At 62.8% G+C, this 16698-nt stretch carries 14 protein-coding genes and 1 tRNA gene; 5 read left to right on the top strand and 10 right to left on the bottom strand.

Features of this window, described 5'->3' with window-relative positions; translation table 11 throughout:
• Positions 1 to 81: 81 nt before the first annotated feature.
• Positions 82 to 4215, bottom strand: coding sequence for a PAS domain-containing protein (locus tag LB551_RS26700; protein ID WP_224661058.1), 4134 nt, complete (start codon positions 4213 to 4215; stop codon positions 82 to 84).
• Between the two features lie 606 nt (positions 4216 to 4821).
• Positions 4822 to 5790, bottom strand: a complete 969-nt coding sequence (locus tag LB551_RS26695) for a DUF2865 domain-containing protein (protein ID WP_224661057.1) — start codon at positions 5788 to 5790, stop codon at positions 4822 to 4824.
• 262 nt (positions 5791 to 6052) lie between these two features.
• Here LB551_RS26695 and LB551_RS26690 point away from each other — a divergent pair, with 262 nt between their 5' ends.
• Positions 6053 to 6256, top strand: a complete 204-nt coding sequence (locus LB551_RS26690) for a hypothetical protein (RefSeq protein ID WP_224661056.1) — start codon at positions 6053 to 6055, stop codon at positions 6254 to 6256.
• 180 nt (positions 6257 to 6436) lie between these two features.
• Here LB551_RS26690 and LB551_RS26685 read toward each other — a convergent pair whose 3' ends face one another.
• The 4 genes from LB551_RS26685 to LB551_RS26670 form a co-directional block, all read right to left on the bottom strand.
• The gene (locus LB551_RS26685; protein ID WP_140554188.1) at positions 6437 to 6808 is read right to left on the bottom strand and encodes a hypothetical protein; all 372 of its coding nucleotides are present in this window, start codon (positions 6806 to 6808) and stop codon (positions 6437 to 6439) included.
• Between the two features lie 391 nt (positions 6809 to 7199).
• Positions 7200 to 7274 (bottom strand) — tRNA-Glu (locus LB551_RS26680).
• A 90-nt stretch (positions 7275 to 7364) separates the two neighbouring features.
• Positions 7365 to 7772, bottom strand: coding sequence for a VOC family protein (locus tag LB551_RS26675; protein ID WP_140554190.1), 408 nt, complete (start codon positions 7770 to 7772; stop codon positions 7365 to 7367).
• 13 nt (positions 7773 to 7785) lie between these two features.
• Entirely contained in the window at positions 7786 to 8184 is a 399-nt protein-coding gene (locus tag LB551_RS26670) for a fimbrial protein (RefSeq protein WP_224661055.1), read from the bottom strand.
• Between the two features lie 25 nt (positions 8185 to 8209).
• On the opposite strand from LB551_RS26670, the gene LB551_RS26665 reads away from it, so the two are divergent.
• Together LB551_RS26665 and rpoH are read left to right on the top strand one after the other, a co-directional pair.
• Complete coding sequence (locus LB551_RS26665; protein WP_224661054.1) at positions 8210 to 9265, top strand: RluA family pseudouridine synthase; 1056 nt, start codon at positions 8210 to 8212, stop codon at positions 9263 to 9265.
• A 208-nt stretch (positions 9266 to 9473) separates the two neighbouring features.
• Positions 9474 to 10385 (top strand): RNA polymerase sigma factor RpoH, encoded by a 912-nt coding sequence (gene rpoH / locus LB551_RS26660; protein WP_027023478.1) that lies wholly within the window; start codon positions 9474 to 9476, stop codon positions 10383 to 10385.
• A gap of 87 nt (positions 10386 to 10472) precedes the next feature.
• Here the strand turns inward: rpoH and LB551_RS26655 are convergent, their stop codons facing one another.
• The 4 genes from LB551_RS26655 to LB551_RS26640 form a co-directional block, all read right to left on the bottom strand.
• Positions 10473 to 11345, bottom strand: a complete 873-nt coding sequence (locus LB551_RS26655; RefSeq protein WP_224661053.1) for an MBL fold metallo-hydrolase — start codon at positions 11343 to 11345, stop codon at positions 10473 to 10475.
• 250 nt (positions 11346 to 11595) lie between these two features.
• Positions 11596 to 12255, bottom strand: a complete 660-nt coding sequence (locus LB551_RS26650) for a peroxiredoxin (protein ID WP_140554196.1) — start codon at positions 12253 to 12255, stop codon at positions 11596 to 11598.
• Between the two features lie 169 nt (positions 12256 to 12424).
• The gene (locus LB551_RS26645; protein WP_140500552.1) at positions 12425 to 12790 is read right to left on the bottom strand and encodes a cell division protein ZapA; all 366 of its coding nucleotides are present in this window, start codon (positions 12788 to 12790) and stop codon (positions 12425 to 12427) included.
• A 4-nt stretch (positions 12791 to 12794) separates the two neighbouring features.
• Positions 12795 to 13067 (bottom strand): DUF4164 domain-containing protein, encoded by a 273-nt coding sequence (locus LB551_RS26640; RefSeq protein WP_023763725.1) that lies wholly within the window; start codon positions 13065 to 13067, stop codon positions 12795 to 12797.
• Between the two features lie 259 nt (positions 13068 to 13326).
• Here LB551_RS26640 and tkt point away from each other — a divergent pair, with 259 nt between their 5' ends.
• Together tkt and gap are read left to right on the top strand one after the other, a co-directional pair.
• The gene (tkt, locus tag LB551_RS26635; protein WP_224661052.1) at positions 13327 to 15318 is read left to right on the top strand and encodes a transketolase; all 1992 of its coding nucleotides are present in this window, start codon (positions 13327 to 13329) and stop codon (positions 15316 to 15318) included.
• A gap of 211 nt (positions 15319 to 15529) precedes the next feature.
• The gene (gene gap, locus LB551_RS26630; protein WP_224629111.1) at positions 15530 to 16540 is read left to right on the top strand and encodes a type I glyceraldehyde-3-phosphate dehydrogenase; all 1011 of its coding nucleotides are present in this window, start codon (positions 15530 to 15532) and stop codon (positions 16538 to 16540) included.
• Positions 16541 to 16698: the final 158 nt, after the last annotated feature.

The raw sequence follows: 16698 nt of genomic DNA, 5'->3' as shown, positions 1-16698 counted from the left end.
GCGATCGCACCATAGTCTTGCTCGAAGGGCAGCGGCCGACCCCGACTGATTCTCGCCGCAATCCCGTGGAAGGCGCGAAGCCTATCCCGCGTTGCGCCGGGCCTGGCGACCGGCGCCGACCCAGCGCTCGACCTTTTCGAGCAGGGCCCTGGGGCTGATCGGCTTGGGCAGATAATCATCCATGCCGGCGTCAAGGCAGCGTTCGCGATCGCCCTTGAGCGCATGCGCGGTGACCCCTACGATCGGCACATGCGTGCCGGTTTCCTCCTCTAGCCGGCGAATGGCGGCGGTCGCCTCGAGCCCGTTCATCTCCGGCATCGAGACGTCCATCAGGATCATGCACGGATTGAGCCTGCCGAAGGCGTCCAGCGCCTTGCGGCCATTGCCGACGATCTCGAAACCGTAGCCGGTCTCGCCGAGGATCTGAGTGAAGACCATCTGGTTGACCTCATTGTCCTCGGCCACGAGTATGTCCAGCCGCTGCTCGCCGCCGTTCGCGGCAAGCCGAGGCCTGACCGGCGGCGGCTGCAGCAACGCGCGTTGCCCCGATGCCGCGGCTGGCGATGGTTGCGGACCGTTCCCCCCGCCTCCCTCGACGGCAAGCGGCCGGGCGACATCGCTAGCGTGGCGATGCCGCTGGATGGTAGCGACCAGCGTTTCCAGGAGCACCGAGGAGCGTGCGGGCTTGATCAGTTGGGCATCAATGCCGAGATCGCGGTAACTGGTGTTGGCCAGCGACTGGTCGACGGAGGTCAGCATGATGATCGGCGTGTCGGCAAGCCCGGCGGTGCTGCGCACGACACCTGCCATCTCGGCGCCGCTCATCTCGGGCATCTGATAGTCGAGCACGACGCAATCGACCGGCACGCCGTAGGCGGCGGCAGCGATCAGCACTTTCAGTCCCTCGGCGCCGCTCTCGGCCGCGCAGGAATCGAACGTCCATGACGTCATCTGCTCGGTCAGGATGGCGCGGTTGACGGCATTGTCGTCGACGATCAGCACCCGCGCGCCGGTCACATCCACCGGCATGATGCGCTGCGCGTTCTGTTCTCCGGCCCTGGGCAGCGTGACCGCGAACCAGAAGGTCGACCCCTTGCCTTCGGCGCTTTCCACGCCGATGTCGCCGCCCATCAGTTCGACCAGCCGCGAGGTGATCGCGAGCCCGAGCCCGGTGCCCTCATGCCGCCTCGTCGAGGAGGTGTCCACCTGGCTGAATTTCTCGAACACCTGTTTCAGCTTTTCCTCGGGGATGCCGATCCCGGTGTCGGTGACCGAGATCGTCAGCCTGGTTCCGTCCGGCACACTTTCGCCGGTGACGTCGACGAGCACATGTCCTTCGTCGGTGAACTTCACCGCGTTGCCGAGCAGGTTGGTGACGATCTGCCGGATGCGGCCGACATCGCCGATGAACAGGCTTTCGAGCCCAGGTTCGATGCGTACGATGAGCTCGAGGTCCTTTTCCTTGGCGCGTGTCGATACCAGCGTCGCCACGTCCTCGATCGCCTCGGCGAGATTGAAGGGAGCGGGATCGAGCACCAGCTGGCCGGCATCGATCTTGGAGAAATCCAGGATATCGTTGATGATGGTGAGCAGCGCATTGCCCGATTTGACGATGATGTCGGTGAACGTCTTCTGCTTCGGATCGAGATCGGATTTGGCCAGGAGTTCGGCCATGCCCAGCACGCCGTTCATCGGGGTGCGGATCTCATGGCTCATATTGGCGAGGAATTCCGACTTGGCGCGGTCGGCAAGTATGGCGCGCTGGCGCGCCTCGCGCAGTTCCGCCTCGCGCAGCTTCAATTCGGTGATGTCGGTGGTCGACCCGATCAGGTAGAGCGACCCGTCGGACGCGATCATCGCGCCCTTGCGGGCGAACTGGTGGCGCACGCTGCCGTCCGGGAGTGTCACCGTCTCCTCGACCTCCTGGGTTTCGCCGCTGCGCAGCACCGCGAGGTCGCCATTGACGAAGGCTTCGCCGTCCGGCCCGAAAATTTCGATGTCGGTCTTGCCGATCGCGTCCTGCTTGCTGAAGCCGGTGAGGTCGCACCAGCCCTTGTTGACGTAGAATTGCCTGAGATCGGAGCGCTTGGCGTAGATCGACACCGGCACGTTGTCGATCAGGCTGCGGAACACCTCGTTCTCGCGCATGCTTTCTTCCAGCGCCCGCTCGCGCGCCTTGACCTCGGTGATGTCGGTGCTGGAGCCGACCAGATGCACCGATCCGTCCAGCGCCACCAGCCGGCTCTTGCGCGTCATCAACTGCCGCACCGTGCCGTCGCGATGGGTGACGGGCTCCTCGACCTCCCTGACGCTGCCCGTGAGGGCGACCTCGGTATCGTCCAGGCTGTAGCTCTCTCCATCCCCGTCGCCGAACAGCTGCCGATCGGTGCGGCCGATGACGTCTTCCTTGGCGAGCCCGGTGATCGCGCACCACGCCTTGTTGACGAACTCGATGCTGAGATCCTGCGCCTTGATGAAGGCGGCAACGGGCAGTTCGTCCAGCACGTGCCGGAACAGGTCGATCTGCCGCATCGAATCGTGCAGCGCCTTTTCGCGGCTCTTGATCTCGGAGATGTCGACACGCACGCCGATGAACGTGCCGTCATCGGTGCGCATGTCGTAGACCTGATACCAGCGGCCGTCGGGATTGAGACGTTCGAAGGATGAGTATGGCAGGCGGTAGCGGGCGAGGATGCTGTCCAGCCAGGGATCGAGATCGCCATCATAGAGCGCATCGACCCGCGGATCGCCGCTCGAGCGGAAATAGCCGGCCGAATGACCGAGCGCCACCGCGTCGCGGAAGGTGCGGCCGGGCTGCCATGCCGACTTCAACGCCGGCAGTGTGTCCTGCATCTTGCGGTTGGCGAAAACGAAATTGTCGTCGCGGTCGTAGATGATCACGGCGGCCGGCAGCGATTCCAGCACGCTGGCCAGGTGTTTGCGGGCGTCCTGCGCCTCGGTCTCACGACCCTTCATGTCCGAGACGTCGAAGAGGAAGCCGGCCACGTAGTTGCGGCCGCTTGCCATTCTAACGCGGTTCTTCCTGACGACGCGCGAGCGGTTGACGCCGTCGACCTCGAAACTTTCCTCCACCTCGTAAGGCCGCCCGGTCGCCAGGACCGCGCGCTCGCTTTCCTCGAACAGCGCAACCTCGGCCGGCGCGAGAAAATTGCCGCCGGGCTTGCCAAGCATGGTTTGCGGCTTCTGGCCGAACAGGCCCGCGAACGCCTCGTTGACGAAGACGAAGCGCAGATCGTCGTCCTTGACGAAGATCGGATCCTTGACGCCGTTGATCACCGCTTCCGCCAGTCGCGCCTTTTCCAGCGCGTCGGCCAGCTCGGCCTCGCGGTCCTTCATGTCGGTGACATCGACATAGGAGATGAGCCGCTTGCCGCCGCCCAGCGGGGCCAGCGATGCGATCAGGGTTCGCCCGTCATTGCGCGGCAATTGTCTCGAGCCGGCGACGCCGGCCCTGATCTCGGCCTCGCGCTCGGCGGTATGGCGTTGCCAGGCAACGTCGTCGCCGCCGTAGGAATCGACGGCGCGGCTGGCGTCCATCAACTCGCGGAAGCCCGAGCCGACCCCGGCGCGCTGGGGATCGATTTTCCACAAATTGTAGAAGGCCTGGTTGATCACTTCGGCGCGCAGGTCGGCGTCGAGGACCATGATCCCGATCGGCATCGAATCGACCATCGTGCGAAGGTCGGCAAGGCCTCCCGAAGACGCCTCTTGCTGCTTCTGTTCCAGTTCTTCGAAGGCGCCCGCCAATCCCGTGACGTTGCGTCCAATGCCGCGGTAGCCCGCAAATTTCCCCTCATCGTCGAAGCGTGGAAAGCCTGAGGTCAGCACCCAGCGGCAATCGGCGCGACCTCCCTTCAGTTCGTAGACGAAGTCACGGAACGGCCGATGCGCCTGCAGATCCTCCAGATGCATTGCCGCGCTGCGGTTGCCGTTCAGGACCTGCTTCAGGAAATCGAACCGGAAGCGGCCGAGCACAGCGGCCGGGTCGATGCCCGTGACCGCCTGGTAGTTGTGCGAAAGCCAGGAAAATCGCAGCTCGGCATCGGTCTCCCAGATCCAGTCCGAGCCCGTCTCGACCAGTTGGCGTAGCATGGCCAAATCCATGCCCTCGGCGAACGAGGCCGCGTCGTTCACCGCCATTTCGCCCGACCCGCGCTCGCCGCGCACGCCGGCTGTCTCGTTCGCTTCAGCCATGCCGTCCCCACCCCGAATCCAAGGCCGAACCCTCCCTCCGCGGTTCGTCGGCGGAATGTGCCCGAGAAGCATTAACGATCCGCTAACCTTAACAAGCCGTTGCGCACCGGACGGGCATGGCCTGCACCATTGCGCCCGGTTGTCGGCCGGATCGAAGCCGCGCTATAAGCCCATACGGGGGTGTTGCTGATGTTTGGACGGATTGTGCCTTGCTTGCTGAGCGCGGCGCTGCTTTTCGGCAGCGGCTGTTCGCGCAGCTATGACGGCACCGTCGTCATTCCGCGCCCGCTAGATGCCCGGCGTTTCTGGGACCGGCCGCCGCCCAATGTGGAATACGGGCCCTCCGGAATGGAAAACGGCGCTTTTCCGGCGCCGCCACAGCCGCCAACCCGGTTTTCCGAGCGCAGGCCCGCGCCGGGCGACGCGCCGAGACGTCATCTTTCAAGAGTTTCGAGACCACCTCCACCGTCCTCCGGTGAGGAAAAGCCCCTGGCATGCAGGAATGTCAGCGAACCCGGAAAGAGGGTTCGCATGGTCTGCGACTGATGGATGCCACCCGAAATTGATATTGGCTGGGAAACCGGCGCCTACGCCCGGAGCGGATGATCATTCGGCTGGGAAGAAGGCCGGGCCAACTATTCTCACCGGCCGCTTGCCGGCCTCTATCGACTGATGCTGGGCCGCACCGGAAGCTTCGGCGCCCGCCGCGGGAATTGCCGCGACGCTGCCGAGGTCCGGCTTGGCCGACGGCAAGGGGATGATGGCATTGGTCATGTTTGTGGGCGTTACCGTTCTGGCCCTCAATTCGGTGACCCTGCTGTAGTAGCGTTTTAGGTCACATGCCTTGAAATTGACGTCGTCGCGGTAGCGGTATGCGGTCGGCAGATCGGTGTAGGGCTTGCGCGTGTCGAGAGCGACCATCTTTTCGGTTTCGAGGCTGATGTCGCTGAGCGTATAGAGATTGACCCCCGGCTCGTCGCAGATGTAGCGGCATTGATCGGCCATATCCTTCACATCGTCGCTGCCGGCGAACTGCGACTTGGGTGCTGGGAAGAAATATCCATCCGAAAGGCGCACACAGAACAGCATCGCGTTGCCGGCGCCCGTTGCCCTCGCCGCTGGCGCCGTCGCAGACGCCGATTGGGTCTTCGCCGCGGCGCGCTCCTTTGCCGCTGGCGCGCAGCCAAGCGCGACAAAGCGCGCCCGCAGCCCCGACATGTCCCGGCCTGAATTGGAGGCCGCCGCGATCCGGCGCTGCACCTCGCTCCTGTTCCTGGCAAGATCGGCGCACGCGTTGAAGAAACCACCGAGGGAATTTTTCGCCGTGCATTTGCGCTGCCTCTCGAGCCCTTGGATCGCGGCAAGCTGGCGGTGCAACTGGGCAAGCTCGGCGCTCGTGCCGCCGCCACGGCCGGCCGACGACAATTGATTTCTTATCGCACTGCAACTGTCGGCATAAGAACTGGACATTCCGAGCGCCAGCACCGTCAGGATGACGAGCGCGATCATCATGGAGAACCAGAAACGGATCATCGGAACGACGAGGTCCTTGTTGCTGAGAACCTGGAATGACAACTATTTCGACTTCAGCAAGCTTTCACTAAATGAGTTTTATCTAATCTTTCCAGTCCCCATGCATTGAGAGACTTTTCTCTAGGTTAGTAGAAGAACCTCTGTGAATTCAATATTGCATTTTTATTTCAAGATTGAGACGAACTGCAAAACAATGCAGCCGAACGGAGGGCTGGCAGGCCTGCCGGATCACTCAAGTGTTACCGGAAACCGGTCCTGAAACCTTTGCCCGGTCTTTCGCGTTGAAGCGCGAAGGAGAACGCAGATGTCGATCCACATCACGGTATCGGAACTGACAAGAAGCCTTTTTCATTCCCTGGGACTTGATCCGAGACCCCTGAGCGCCGAGCAAAACCTGCTGCTGGAATGCTATCTGGCCGGGCAAATCCCGGAATCCGCCTGGAACGACTATGTCTTCGAGACGCCCGAACTGGCGCGGCACGCCGAGGCGCGGCGTATCAGCCACTGACCGGTGAAGGCGGTGCTGCGAGATGGTTTGGTGCTAGTCGCTACGTGAGCGGGTCGCTGACGCTGGCAGGTGTTTTCTGTCAGGAATTGCGTAAATGGAAGCGGGATCGGCGATCCGCCGAACGCCGAACGGCTCTAGCACATTGAGCCGCGGCGCGCCCTGTGCGGAGCCGCGGAACAGCTATTGCTTGGGAGAGACGAATTGCAAGGTGAACACGTTGCCGGCAATCCCTTGCGCCAGTTGCGGCGAAAGGCTGAGCGGTGTGCAATTCTTCACCGCGGCCGTTGCGGCGTCGATAAACGACTTTCGCGCCTTGTCGTCGCCGGCCACCTTGGCGGCGGTCGGCCGTGGCGGACCAAGCAGCGTGCCGTCGCGCTTGAAGCTGAAGCTCAGCGTGACGATGGAATTTCCAGCATCCGCCGGCGGCGTCCAGCATGCCTGGATCGCCGTGCCGACTTCGTCCATCGTGTTGAGCTGGGCGGCAGCCGACGGAGATGTGGCAACCATCACCACCGCGCCGGCAATCAGGAGCATTCCAGCCATTTTTTTCATTGCAATTCCTCGACCTTCGACCCTCTCCAGCCCGCGTACGATCGGCAGGATTGATGGTAGGGCCCGAAATGGCAAGGGCAATATGCTTTGACGAAGGTATTGCCGAAAGCATTGGAGATGGCCTTACCGCAACAGCCGGCCGAAAAAACAAAAGGCCGGCGTGGGCCGACCTTTGTTTTCACCGCAGCGCCAGTACATCCGTGGTCGCGGGTGAATTGTCTCCAGTAGACAGGTTATAGGTAAACGAAACCTTAACCGACGCCCGCCTCCACGCCATAGCTCCGAGCCCGGCTCCAGCCAGCGTTCCATGCACCTGCATATGACGGAGCGCTCGAGCGGGGCGGCTGAACAGTGTTCGATGCCGGGGATCAACGGCTGAGCCGTTTTTTCTTGGTACGCCCAAGGGGAATCGAACCCCTGTTCCCGCCGTGAGAGGGCGGTGTCCTGACCGCTAGACGATGGGCGCGTTCAAGAACCGGCGATATAGGCTGGCAGCGGAGAAAAAGCAACTGGGGTTCCGCCGGCTTTGCCGTGATCAAGAAAAAGCCGGCCGGTGCTAGCGTTTGGGCTCGATCAGATCCCATAGATTGCCGTGGAGATCGGCGAAAACCGCCACCGTGCCGTAGGGCTCCAAGCGCGGGGGCTCGCGAAATTCGACGCCCTTCGCCACCATCGCCGCATGATCGCGGGCAAAGTCGTCGGTTTCGAGGAAGAGAAAGACCCGTCCGCCGGTCTGGTTGCCGATGCTCTTCCTTTGTGCCTCGTCGGAGGCCTCGGCCAGAAGCAGCCGCGCGCCGCGCCCGCTGGCCGGCGCGACCGTCACCCATCGCTTGCCGCCGCCGAGGTCCACATTCTCCAGGAGCACAAAGCCCATCCGCCCGACATACCAGTCGATCGCCTCGTCATAGCTGTCGACGACCAGCGCGACGGTGGCGATATGACGATTTTCGGCAAAGCCGGTCATTGCGCGCCGGGCTTCATTTGTTGCGGATTGCAAAGCGGCCGATTATGCGCCGCTCGCCTATGTCGTAGACGAAGATCGTGCGGCTGCCATCGGCGAGTTCGGCGTCGATCGAGACGCGATTGCCGGACAGCGACTGGCTGACCACCCTGGCGCCGACCGGCAGCACGATGTCTCCGCTGAGCGGTTCGCCGGCGGGCACCTGGATGTCGCCGGCCAGCGGCGGGCTCACCGGCACTGCCTTGCGTGATTTGTAGACAATCGCCGCGATCACCACCATAAGAGCCAGCAAAAGCAGGCCGAGATTGATGGCCATGAAGCGGATGAGCCTGCCGCGCACCTTTTCGATCTCGGGGTTGAGCGGCTTTTCCCCGCCTTCAACAACGGCGTCTTCGTCGGCGGCGGGGCGGGCCATGGCAAACATTCCGGAACGATTCTCGATGAGCGCTCATAGCGAAGAGGCCCCCCGATTGATAGAGGACCAATTCATGCAGGCAGAACCGACCGTGCTCGTGGCCGGCGCCGACGGTGCCGGCCAGCGCCTCGATCAGTGGCTGGCAGGCAGGCTCGGCCCGGACATGTCGCGCAGTCGCGTGCAGATGCTGATCAGGCAGGGCGCGGTCTTGGTCGACGGCAAGACCGTTGTCGAGACCAAGCGCAAGATGTCGCCGGGCGAAACTGTCTCGGTCGCCATGCCGGAGCCGGAACCGGCGGAGCCACAGGGGGAAAACATCGCCCTCGATATCCTCTACGAAGATGACGAACTGATCGTCATCAACAAACCCGCCGGGCTTGTCGTCCATCCCGGCGCCGGCAATTGGACCGGCACGCTGGTCAATGCGCTGATCCATCATTGCGGCGACAGCTTGTCCGGCATCGGCGGCGTGCGCCGGCCGGGCATCGTCCATCGTCTCGACAAGCAAACCAGCGGCGTCATGGTCGTGGCCAAGACCGACCGCGCCCACAAGGCGCTTTCGGAGGCCTTTGCCGATCACGGCCTGACAGGCGATCTCGAGCGCGCCTACCTGGCGCTGGTCTGGGGCATACCGCAGCGGCCGGCCGGAACGGTGGATGCCCCGCTCGGCCGCGCCGCCGACCGTGTGCGTCGCGCCGTGGTACCCGAAGGACGCGACGATGCCCGCCACGCCGTCACCCATTTTGCGGTGCAGGAGCGCTTCGGCGAAAACCAAAAGGAATTCGCAACCGCAAGTCTGGTCGAATGCCGGCTGGAGACCGGCCGCACCCATCAGATCCGCGTCCACATGGCCCATATCGGTCATCCGGTCCTCGGTGATCCCGATTACGGCCAAGCCTTTCGCACCAAGGCCAACCGGTTGCCCGAACCGCTGAGAAGCCAGGTCAAGGCATTTTCCCGGCAAGCTTTGCACGCCTGGCTCCTTGAATTTCGCCATCCGACTACCCATCTACCGATGAGGTTCGAGGCACCGATACCGAGGGACATGGAGAAACTCGTCGGCGGCTTGCGCAGTCTGTGATCCGCCACCGGCAAGCTTCAAATCAACCATCAAAAACCTGACTGGCGTTGTTCACTTCAGCGTGACACACTGTTTCGTGTTGAACAAATGCCTGTCTTTTCTGGTTTTGTTCCTGTATATATCCGATGTCGCGAGCGAGCCTTTGGTGCTCGCGTCACATGCCCGCCGCGTTTCGGGGGCATCACTCCAATAGAGAGGGGGCGCTATCATGGCCCAGTCACTACCCAGTATCGTTTCCGGCGAAGGCGGCCTCAGCCGCTACCTGGAAGAGATCCGCCGCTTTCCGATGCTTCAACCGCAGGAAGAGTACATGCTCGCCAAGCGTTATGCCGAGCATGAGGACACTTCCGCCGCGCACAAGCTCGTCACCAGCCATTTGCGGCTCGTCGCCAAGATCGCCATGGGCTATCGCGGCTACGGCCTGCCGATCGGCGAAGTGATCTCGGAAGGCAATGTCGGCCTGATGCAGGCCGTCAAGAAATTCGAGCCCGAGCGTGGCTTCCGCCTCGCGACCTACGCCATGTGGTGGATCAAGGCCTCGATCCAGGAATACATCCTGCGCTCGTGGAGTCTGGTCAAGATGGGCACGACCGCCAACCAGAAGCGTCTGTTCTTCAACCTGCGCAAGGTGAAGGGCAAGATCCAGGCGCTTGACGACGGCGACCTCAAGCCCGACCAGATCGCCGAGATCGCCACGCGGCTGAACGTTTCGGAAGCGGAAGTCGTGTCGATGAACCGCCGCCTGTCGGGCGACGCCTCGCTCAACGCGCCGATCCGGGCGACGGAAGGCGAGTCCGGCGAATGGCAGGACTGGCTGGTCGACGACCACGAAAGCCAGGAAGAGATGCTGATCGAGCAGGACGAGCTGGAAAACCGGCGCGGCATGCTGTCGGGCGCCCTTGCGGTGCTCAACGAACGCGAACGGCGCATCTTCGAGGCGCGCCGCCTCGCCGATGAGCCGCTGACCCTGGAAGAACTGTCGGCCGAGTTCGACATCAGCCGCGAGCGCGTGCGCCAGATCGAAGTGCGCGCTTTCGAGAAGGTACAGGATGCGGTCAAGGCCGCCGCCAAGCGCCAGACCCAGGCGCTGCGCACCATCGAGGCGCAGCCGGCGGCTTAAAAGCCACGTTCGGCAACGAAACATCCAGGCGGCGTCAGGAAACTGGCGCCGCCTTTTTCGTAAACCGCATCGGGTGCCGTGATTGCTTCAAAGCCCATCCAGCGGAAATTTCAGATACCGTCGTCCATTGGCTTCCGGTTCCGGCAGGCGTCCGCCATTCATGTTTACCTGCAGCGCATGCAGGATCAGCCTCGGCATCGGCAATGTCCGGTCGCGGGCCTCGCGGAGCGCAACGAACTCGGCCTCGCTGCACGCGGCGGCAAGATGAATGTTGCCGGCTTTCTGCGCGGCAACCGTGCTCTCCCATAACGCCTGGCGCCCGCCGGGCTGATAGTCATGGCCGACAAAGAGGCGCGTGTCCTCCGGCAGGGCCAGAATGCCTTGGATCGAGTGCCACAGGCGCGCGGCGCTGCCGCCGGGAAAATCCGTCCTTGCCGTGCCGCTGTCGGGCATGAACAGCGTGTCGTGGACGAAGGCCGCGTCCCCGATCACATAGGTGATCGACGCCAGCGTGTGCCCGGGCGAGAAAAGCACCCTTGCTGGAAGCGTTCCGACCCGAAAAACCTCGCCGTCGCCGAACAGCCGGTCCCACTGCGAGCCGTCGGCGGGGAAATCCGGCCAGTTGTAGATCGCCTTCCACAATTTCTGGACCTCGACGATCCGCTCGCCGATCGCCGTCGGCGCCGCGGTCCTTTGCTTCAGGTACTGCGCGGCCGAGAAATGATCGGCATGTGGATGGGTGTCCAGGATCCATTCGACGCTCAGTCCCTCCGCCCTGACGAAATCCAGCAGCGCATCGGCATTGGCTGTCGAAACTGCGCCGGACTTCTCGTCGAAGTCGAGAACCGGATCGATTATGGCGCACCGCTTCGTCACCCGGTCGGCGACGACATACTGGATGGCGCCGGTCGGCTTGTCATGGAAACCGGTGACTTCAGGCTTTGCCGAACCTATGTCCAATCCGACTTCCCCTCCTGTTAACCGGACAGGAATGATTTTCTCTGCCAGAGCAACATAAGAGCATGCTTGTCTAGCAGGGCGCTGCCGTCAAGCACGCCTTGCCAGAAAAGCTAGGGAAAGTCGAAAAATGCCATCCGGGAAACTGGAGCAAATCCAAGCGGCATCCCGGGAAGAGCGCGTGGCGCTTTGCCCAGAGAACTGCGCAAAAACAAAGAGACGGTTCGCCGTTTCCGTGAAACGGTGAACCGCTCTACGCGGAAGGCTGCTTGGTCTTCCGGAGATAGGGTAGGACGGTCTCGTAGGCGCCGAAGCGCTTGATGGCGTCCTCGTTGGAAACGGCCGCGGTGATGATGACGTCCTCGCCCTGCTTCCAGTTCGCCGGCGTCGCCACCTGGTGCTTGGCGGTCAGTTGCATGGAATCGACCGCGCGCAGGATCTCGTCGAAGTTGCGGCCCGTGGTCATCGGATAGGTCAGCACCAGCTTGATCTTCTTGTCGGGCCCAATGACATAGACCGAACGCACGGTGGCATTGTCGGCGGGCGTGCGGCCCTCCGAGGTCTCGCCGGCACCAGCAGGCAGCATATCGTAGAGCTTGGCGACCTTGAGATCCTTGTCGCCGATCAGCGGATAGTTCACCGAATGGCCGGTCGCCGTCTTGATGTCGTCCTGCCATTTGCCGTGGCTTTCGACCGGATCGACCGAAATGCCGATGATCTTGACGTTGCGCTTCTTGAACTCGCCCTCGAGCCCCGCCATCGTGCCCAACTCGGTCGTGCAGACGGGGGTGAAATTCTTCGGGTGGCTGAACAGCACCGCCCAGCCGTCACCGATCCACTGGTGAAAGCTGATCGGTCCTTGCGTGGTCTCGGCGGTGAAATCCGGGGCGATATCGTTGATGCGAAGGCTCATGATGTTTCCCTACCCTTGAAATGTTGCCGGCAACGGCTGGCGAGCGCTCAAATCTTTTTAACACCTCGGCGGCAACCCACAAATGCCTAAACCCACAGGCGCCCGTCGCGCCCGCGAAAAAATTTCTCTTCTTACCGCCAAGTTCGGCAGGAATTTCCGGGGAGACCGCTTATGCCTTGTTGACGGCCAGCGTCGCCGCAAGATCTTCCATGCGCTGCGCCAGCGCGCCAAGCGCGTTGGTCAGCACGCTGTCGCTCTTGTCGGCCTTGGTCAGCGCCTCGTCGCGGGTCTTGCGCAAGGTCAGCACTTCGCTTTCCATGCCCTTGACGCGCTTCTGCAGCTCCGAGAGTTCATCCATGACCATGATGCCGGCCATGACCGTCAGCCGCTGGTCGCCAATCTCGCCGAATGAATCCTTCAGATGCGAGACGTAGCGGTCGAAACGCTCGGCGAGATCGATCAGATGCTCTTCCTGGCCTTCGTCGCAGGCCATCCGATACTGCTTGCCGTCTATGGAAACCGTGACCTGTGCCATGAGCCTACCTATCCAACACAGCGCGGATGGTTTCCATGGCGGTCACCAGTCGTCGCGACACTTCCTTGTTGGCGTCCTCCAGCCGTTCGGCGCGCGCCTCGGAATTGTCGAGCTCCTGCGCCAGCCGCGAGCGGTCGGCATTCATCCGCTGCACCTCGGCCTCGGCTTCCGAATAATCGCGCTCATGCTCGAGCTTGGCCGCGACGGCGTTTTCCAGGCCTTCCATGGCCTTGCCCAGCCTTGCAATGACTTCCTTGAGTGTCGTTTCCCCGGTCATGGCCTCGTCCTGTGCCCTGCCCATCACCGAATCGTTCGCGTTCAGAACGCGTTATCTCTGAAACATTAGGCACCGGGTGAAGGCGACGTCAACAAAGCTCTCGCGACTGTCCCCTGCTAACGCTAATATAGGCCTGCCCGCGGCATCACAAGGCCGGCAAATGCGCACCGGTTTGTTGACTAAAAGTGCGCGCCTGCTATGTGTCGCGCACGCTTTTCAAGGGCTCTCCCAAGGCCCCGAACCCCACCCCGGAGGAACCATGACGTCGCGTGAACAACATGACCGGATGGCCAATGCGATCCGCTTTCTCTCCATGGACGCGGTCGAGAAGGCGAACTCCGGCCATCCCGGCCTGCCCATGGGCTGCGCCGACATTGCCACGGTGCTGTTCACCCGCTTCCTGAAATTCGACGCCAAGGCGCCGCATTGGGCCGACCGCGACCGCTTCATCCTGTCGGCCGGCCATGGCTCGATGCTGCTCTACTCGCTGCTCTACCTGACCGGCTACGAAGACATGACGATCGACCAGATCAAGCACTTCCGCCAGTTGGGCTCGAAAACCGCCGGCCATCCCGAATATGGCCACGCCGCCGGCATCGAAACGACCACCGGCCCGCTCGGCCAGGGCCTTGCCAATTCTGTCGGCTTCGCGCTCGGCGAGCGCATCATGAACGCCGCCTTCGGCAACGACCTCGTCAGCCACTACACCTATGTGCTGGCCGGCGACGGCTGTCTGATGGAAGGTGTCTCCCAGGAAGCCATCGCTCTTGCCGGCCACCTCAAGCTCAACAAGCTGATCGTGTTCTGGGACAACAACAACATCTCGATCGACGGTCCGGTATCGCTGGCTGACAACACCGACCAGGTCGCCCGCTTCCAGGCCTCCGGCTGGAACGCCAGCCATATCGACGGCACGGATCCGGAAGCCATCGCCTATGCGATCGAAGCCGCCCGCCATTCCGACAAGCCGACGATGATCGCCTGCAAGACGACCATCGGCTTCGGCGCCCCGACCAAGGCCGGCACCAACAAGGCGCACGGCTCGCCGCTCGGCGCCGACGAGATCGCCGGCGCGCGCAAGTTCTTCAACTGGGAGTCACCCCCCTTCGAGGTTCCAGCCGACATCCTCAATGCCTGGCGCACCGCCGGCACGGCCGGCGCCGAGGCGCGCGCCGACTGGGAAGGCCGCCTCGCCAAGGCCGACGCCAAGCTCAGGGCAGAGTTCGAGCGCCGCGTTGCCGGCAAGCTGCCGTCCAACTTCGACGCCGTCATCACCGACTACAAGAAGAAGCTCTCCGCCGACAAGCCCAAGGTCGCTACCCGCAAATCCTCCGAAATGGCGCTGGAAGTCATCAACGGCGCCGTCCCGGAAACCATCGGCGGCTCGGCCGATCTCACCGGCTCCAACAACACTAAGACCAGCCAGACCAAGAACATCACCCCGGACGATTACGGCCAGCGCTATGTCCACTACGGCATCCGCGAACACGGCATGGCTGCCGCCATCAACGGGCTGACGCTGCATGGCGGCGTGATCGCCTATGGCGGCACTTTCCTGTGCTTCTCCGACTACGCCCGCCCCTCGATGCGGCTGGCCTCGCTGATGGGCATCCGCTCGATCTTCGTCATGACCCATGATTCCATCGGTCTCGGCGAAGACGGCCCGACCCATCAGCCGGTCGAGCATGTGGCGGCACTGCGCGCCATCCCCAATCACAACGTCTTCCGTCCGGCGGATGCGGTCGAGACCGCCGAATGCTGGCAGTTGGCCCTTGAATCGGAAAAGACGCCGTCGACGCTGGCGCTGACCCGACAGAACCTGCCGACCGTGCGCACCGAATTCACCGAGAAGAACCTGAGCAGCCAGGGCGCCTATGAACTCGCCGCCGCCAGCGGCGAAGCCGCGGTGACGATCTTCGCCACGGGTTCGGAAGTCGAGATCGCGCTCGGCGCCCGCGACCTCCTGGAGAAGCACGGCCATCCGACCCGCGTCGTTTCGGTTCCTTGCTTCGAACTGTTCGACAAGCAGAGCGAGGACTACCGCCGCAAGACGATCGGCAATGCGAAAGTGAAGATGGCGATCGAAGCCGGCATCCGCCAGGGCTGGGATCATCTCATCGGCTCCGACGGCATCTTCATCGGCATGACCGGCTTCGGCGCCTCGGGAACGATCGAGCAGCTCTATCCGCATTTCGGCATCACCGCCGAGGCGGCCGCCAAGGCGGCGGAAGCCCGCCTGCATGGCAAGTAAGGCCGTGCATGTTGCCCAAAAGTGTATCTCGATTTTGGGACAGCGACATGTATGAAACAAGAACAATCGGCGAAACCGCGTACAAGGGTTCCGCCGGACTGGCCTGACCTAATCGATTTAAATCCACGTCGCCGCGGCTGGATTCTTTCCGCTTCCGCCGCTATGAAGCTGCGGACCAATCGTCTGCCCTCCAGCTCCCAAGGAGAGAAAAATGACCGTCAGAGTTGCCATCAACGGATTCGGCCGCATCGGCCGCAACATTCTGCGCGCCATCCATGAATCCGGCCGCAAGGACATCGACGTCGTCGCCGTCAACGACCTCGGCCCGGTCGAAACCAACGCCCACCTCCTGCGCTACGACAGCGTACACGGCCGCTTCCCGCACGAAGTGTCGGTTTCCGGCGACCAGATCACCGTCGGCAAGGAGACGTTCAAGGTCACCGCGATCAAGGATCCGACGCAGCTGCCGTGGAAGGAGCTCGGCGTCGACATCGCGCTCGAATGCACCGGCATCTTCACTGCCCGCGACAAAGCCGCCGCGCACCTGACCGCCGGCGCCAAGCGCGTCCTCGTTTCGGCGCCGGCCGAAGGCGCCGACCTCACTGTCGTCTACGGCATCAACCACGACAAGCTGACCAAGGACCACATCGTTATCTCGAACGCGTCCTGCACCACCAATTGCCTGGCGCCGCTGGCCGCAGTCCTGCACGAGACGGTCGGCATCGAAAAGGGCATGATGACGACGATCCATTCCTACACCGGCGACCAGCCGACGCTGGACACCATGCACAAGGATCTCTACCGCGCCCGCGCCGCGGCACTCTCGCAGATCCCGACCTCGACCGGTGCCGCCAAGGCCATCGGCCTGGTGTTGCCCGAGCTCAAGGGCAAGCTCGACGGCATCTCGATCCGCGTGCCGACGCCGAACGTCTCGCTCGTCGACTTCAAGTTCATCGCCAAGCGCTCGACGTCGGCGCAGGAGATCAACGAAGCGGTGATCGCCGCCTCCAACGGCAAGCTCAAGGGCATCCTGTCGGTTACCCATCATCCGAACGTGTCGATCGACTTCAACCACGACCCGCACTCCTCGATCGTGGCGCTCGACCAGACCAAGGTGATGGACGGCAACTTCGTTTCGGTGCTGTCCTGGTACGACAATGAATGGGGCTTCTCCAATCGCATGGGCGATACCGCGGTCGCCTTCGGCAAGACCATCGCCTGATCGCGGGCCCATCTTCCAGAGACTTGAAACGCCTGGCTTCGTCCGGGCGTTTTTTCGTTGGAGTGCTCGGCAAGGCGTCGCTTCGCTCCTGCTAAGCCCAAGGACGATGAAGTTATAGGCTTCGGCCAAAAAACCGCTCTCCTGCCTTGCGCCGGCCA

The organism is Mesorhizobium sp. BR1-1-2 (assembly GCF_020165435.1).
GTDB lineage: Bacteria > Pseudomonadota > Alphaproteobacteria > Rhizobiales > Rhizobiaceae > Mesorhizobium.
The sequence above is the reverse complement of the archived record's forward strand: the minus strand, read 5'-3'. Positions and strand labels throughout refer to the sequence as shown.

Coding starts and splice junctions, on each gene's coding strand:
- LB551_RS26665 (WP_224661054.1), top strand. CDS start 8,210: ATGAGCGCTCATAGCGAAGAGGCCCCCCGATTGATAGAGGACCAATTC.
- LB551_RS26685 (WP_140554188.1), bottom strand. CDS start 6,808: ATGAAAAAAATGGCTGGAATGCTCCTGATTGCCGGCGCGGTGGTGATG.
- gap (WP_224629111.1), top strand. CDS start 15,530: ATGACCGTCAGAGTTGCCATCAACGGATTCGGCCGCATCGGCCGCAAC.
- LB551_RS26700 (WP_224661058.1), bottom strand. CDS start 4,215: ATGGCTGAAGCGAACGAGACAGCCGGCGTGCGCGGCGAGCGCGGGTCG.
- tkt (WP_224661052.1), top strand. CDS start 13,327: ATGACGTCGCGTGAACAACATGACCGGATGGCCAATGCGATCCGCTTT.
- LB551_RS26640 (WP_023763725.1), bottom strand. CDS start 13,067: ATGACCGGGGAAACGACACTCAAGGAAGTCATTGCAAGGCTGGGCAAG.
- rpoH (WP_027023478.1), top strand. CDS start 9,474: ATGGCCCAGTCACTACCCAGTATCGTTTCCGGCGAAGGCGGCCTCAGC.
- LB551_RS26690 (WP_224661056.1), top strand. CDS start 6,053: ATGTCGATCCACATCACGGTATCGGAACTGACAAGAAGCCTTTTTCAT.
- LB551_RS26645 (WP_140500552.1), bottom strand. CDS start 12,790: ATGGCACAGGTCACGGTTTCCATAGACGGCAAGCAGTATCGGATGGCC.
- LB551_RS26650 (WP_140554196.1), bottom strand. CDS start 12,255: ATGAGCCTTCGCATCAACGATATCGCCCCGGATTTCACCGCCGAGACC.
- LB551_RS26670 (WP_224661055.1), bottom strand. CDS start 8,184: ATGGCCCGCCCCGCCGCCGACGAAGACGCCGTTGTTGAAGGCGGGGAA.
- LB551_RS26675 (WP_140554190.1), bottom strand. CDS start 7,772: ATGACCGGCTTTGCCGAAAATCGTCATATCGCCACCGTCGCGCTGGTC.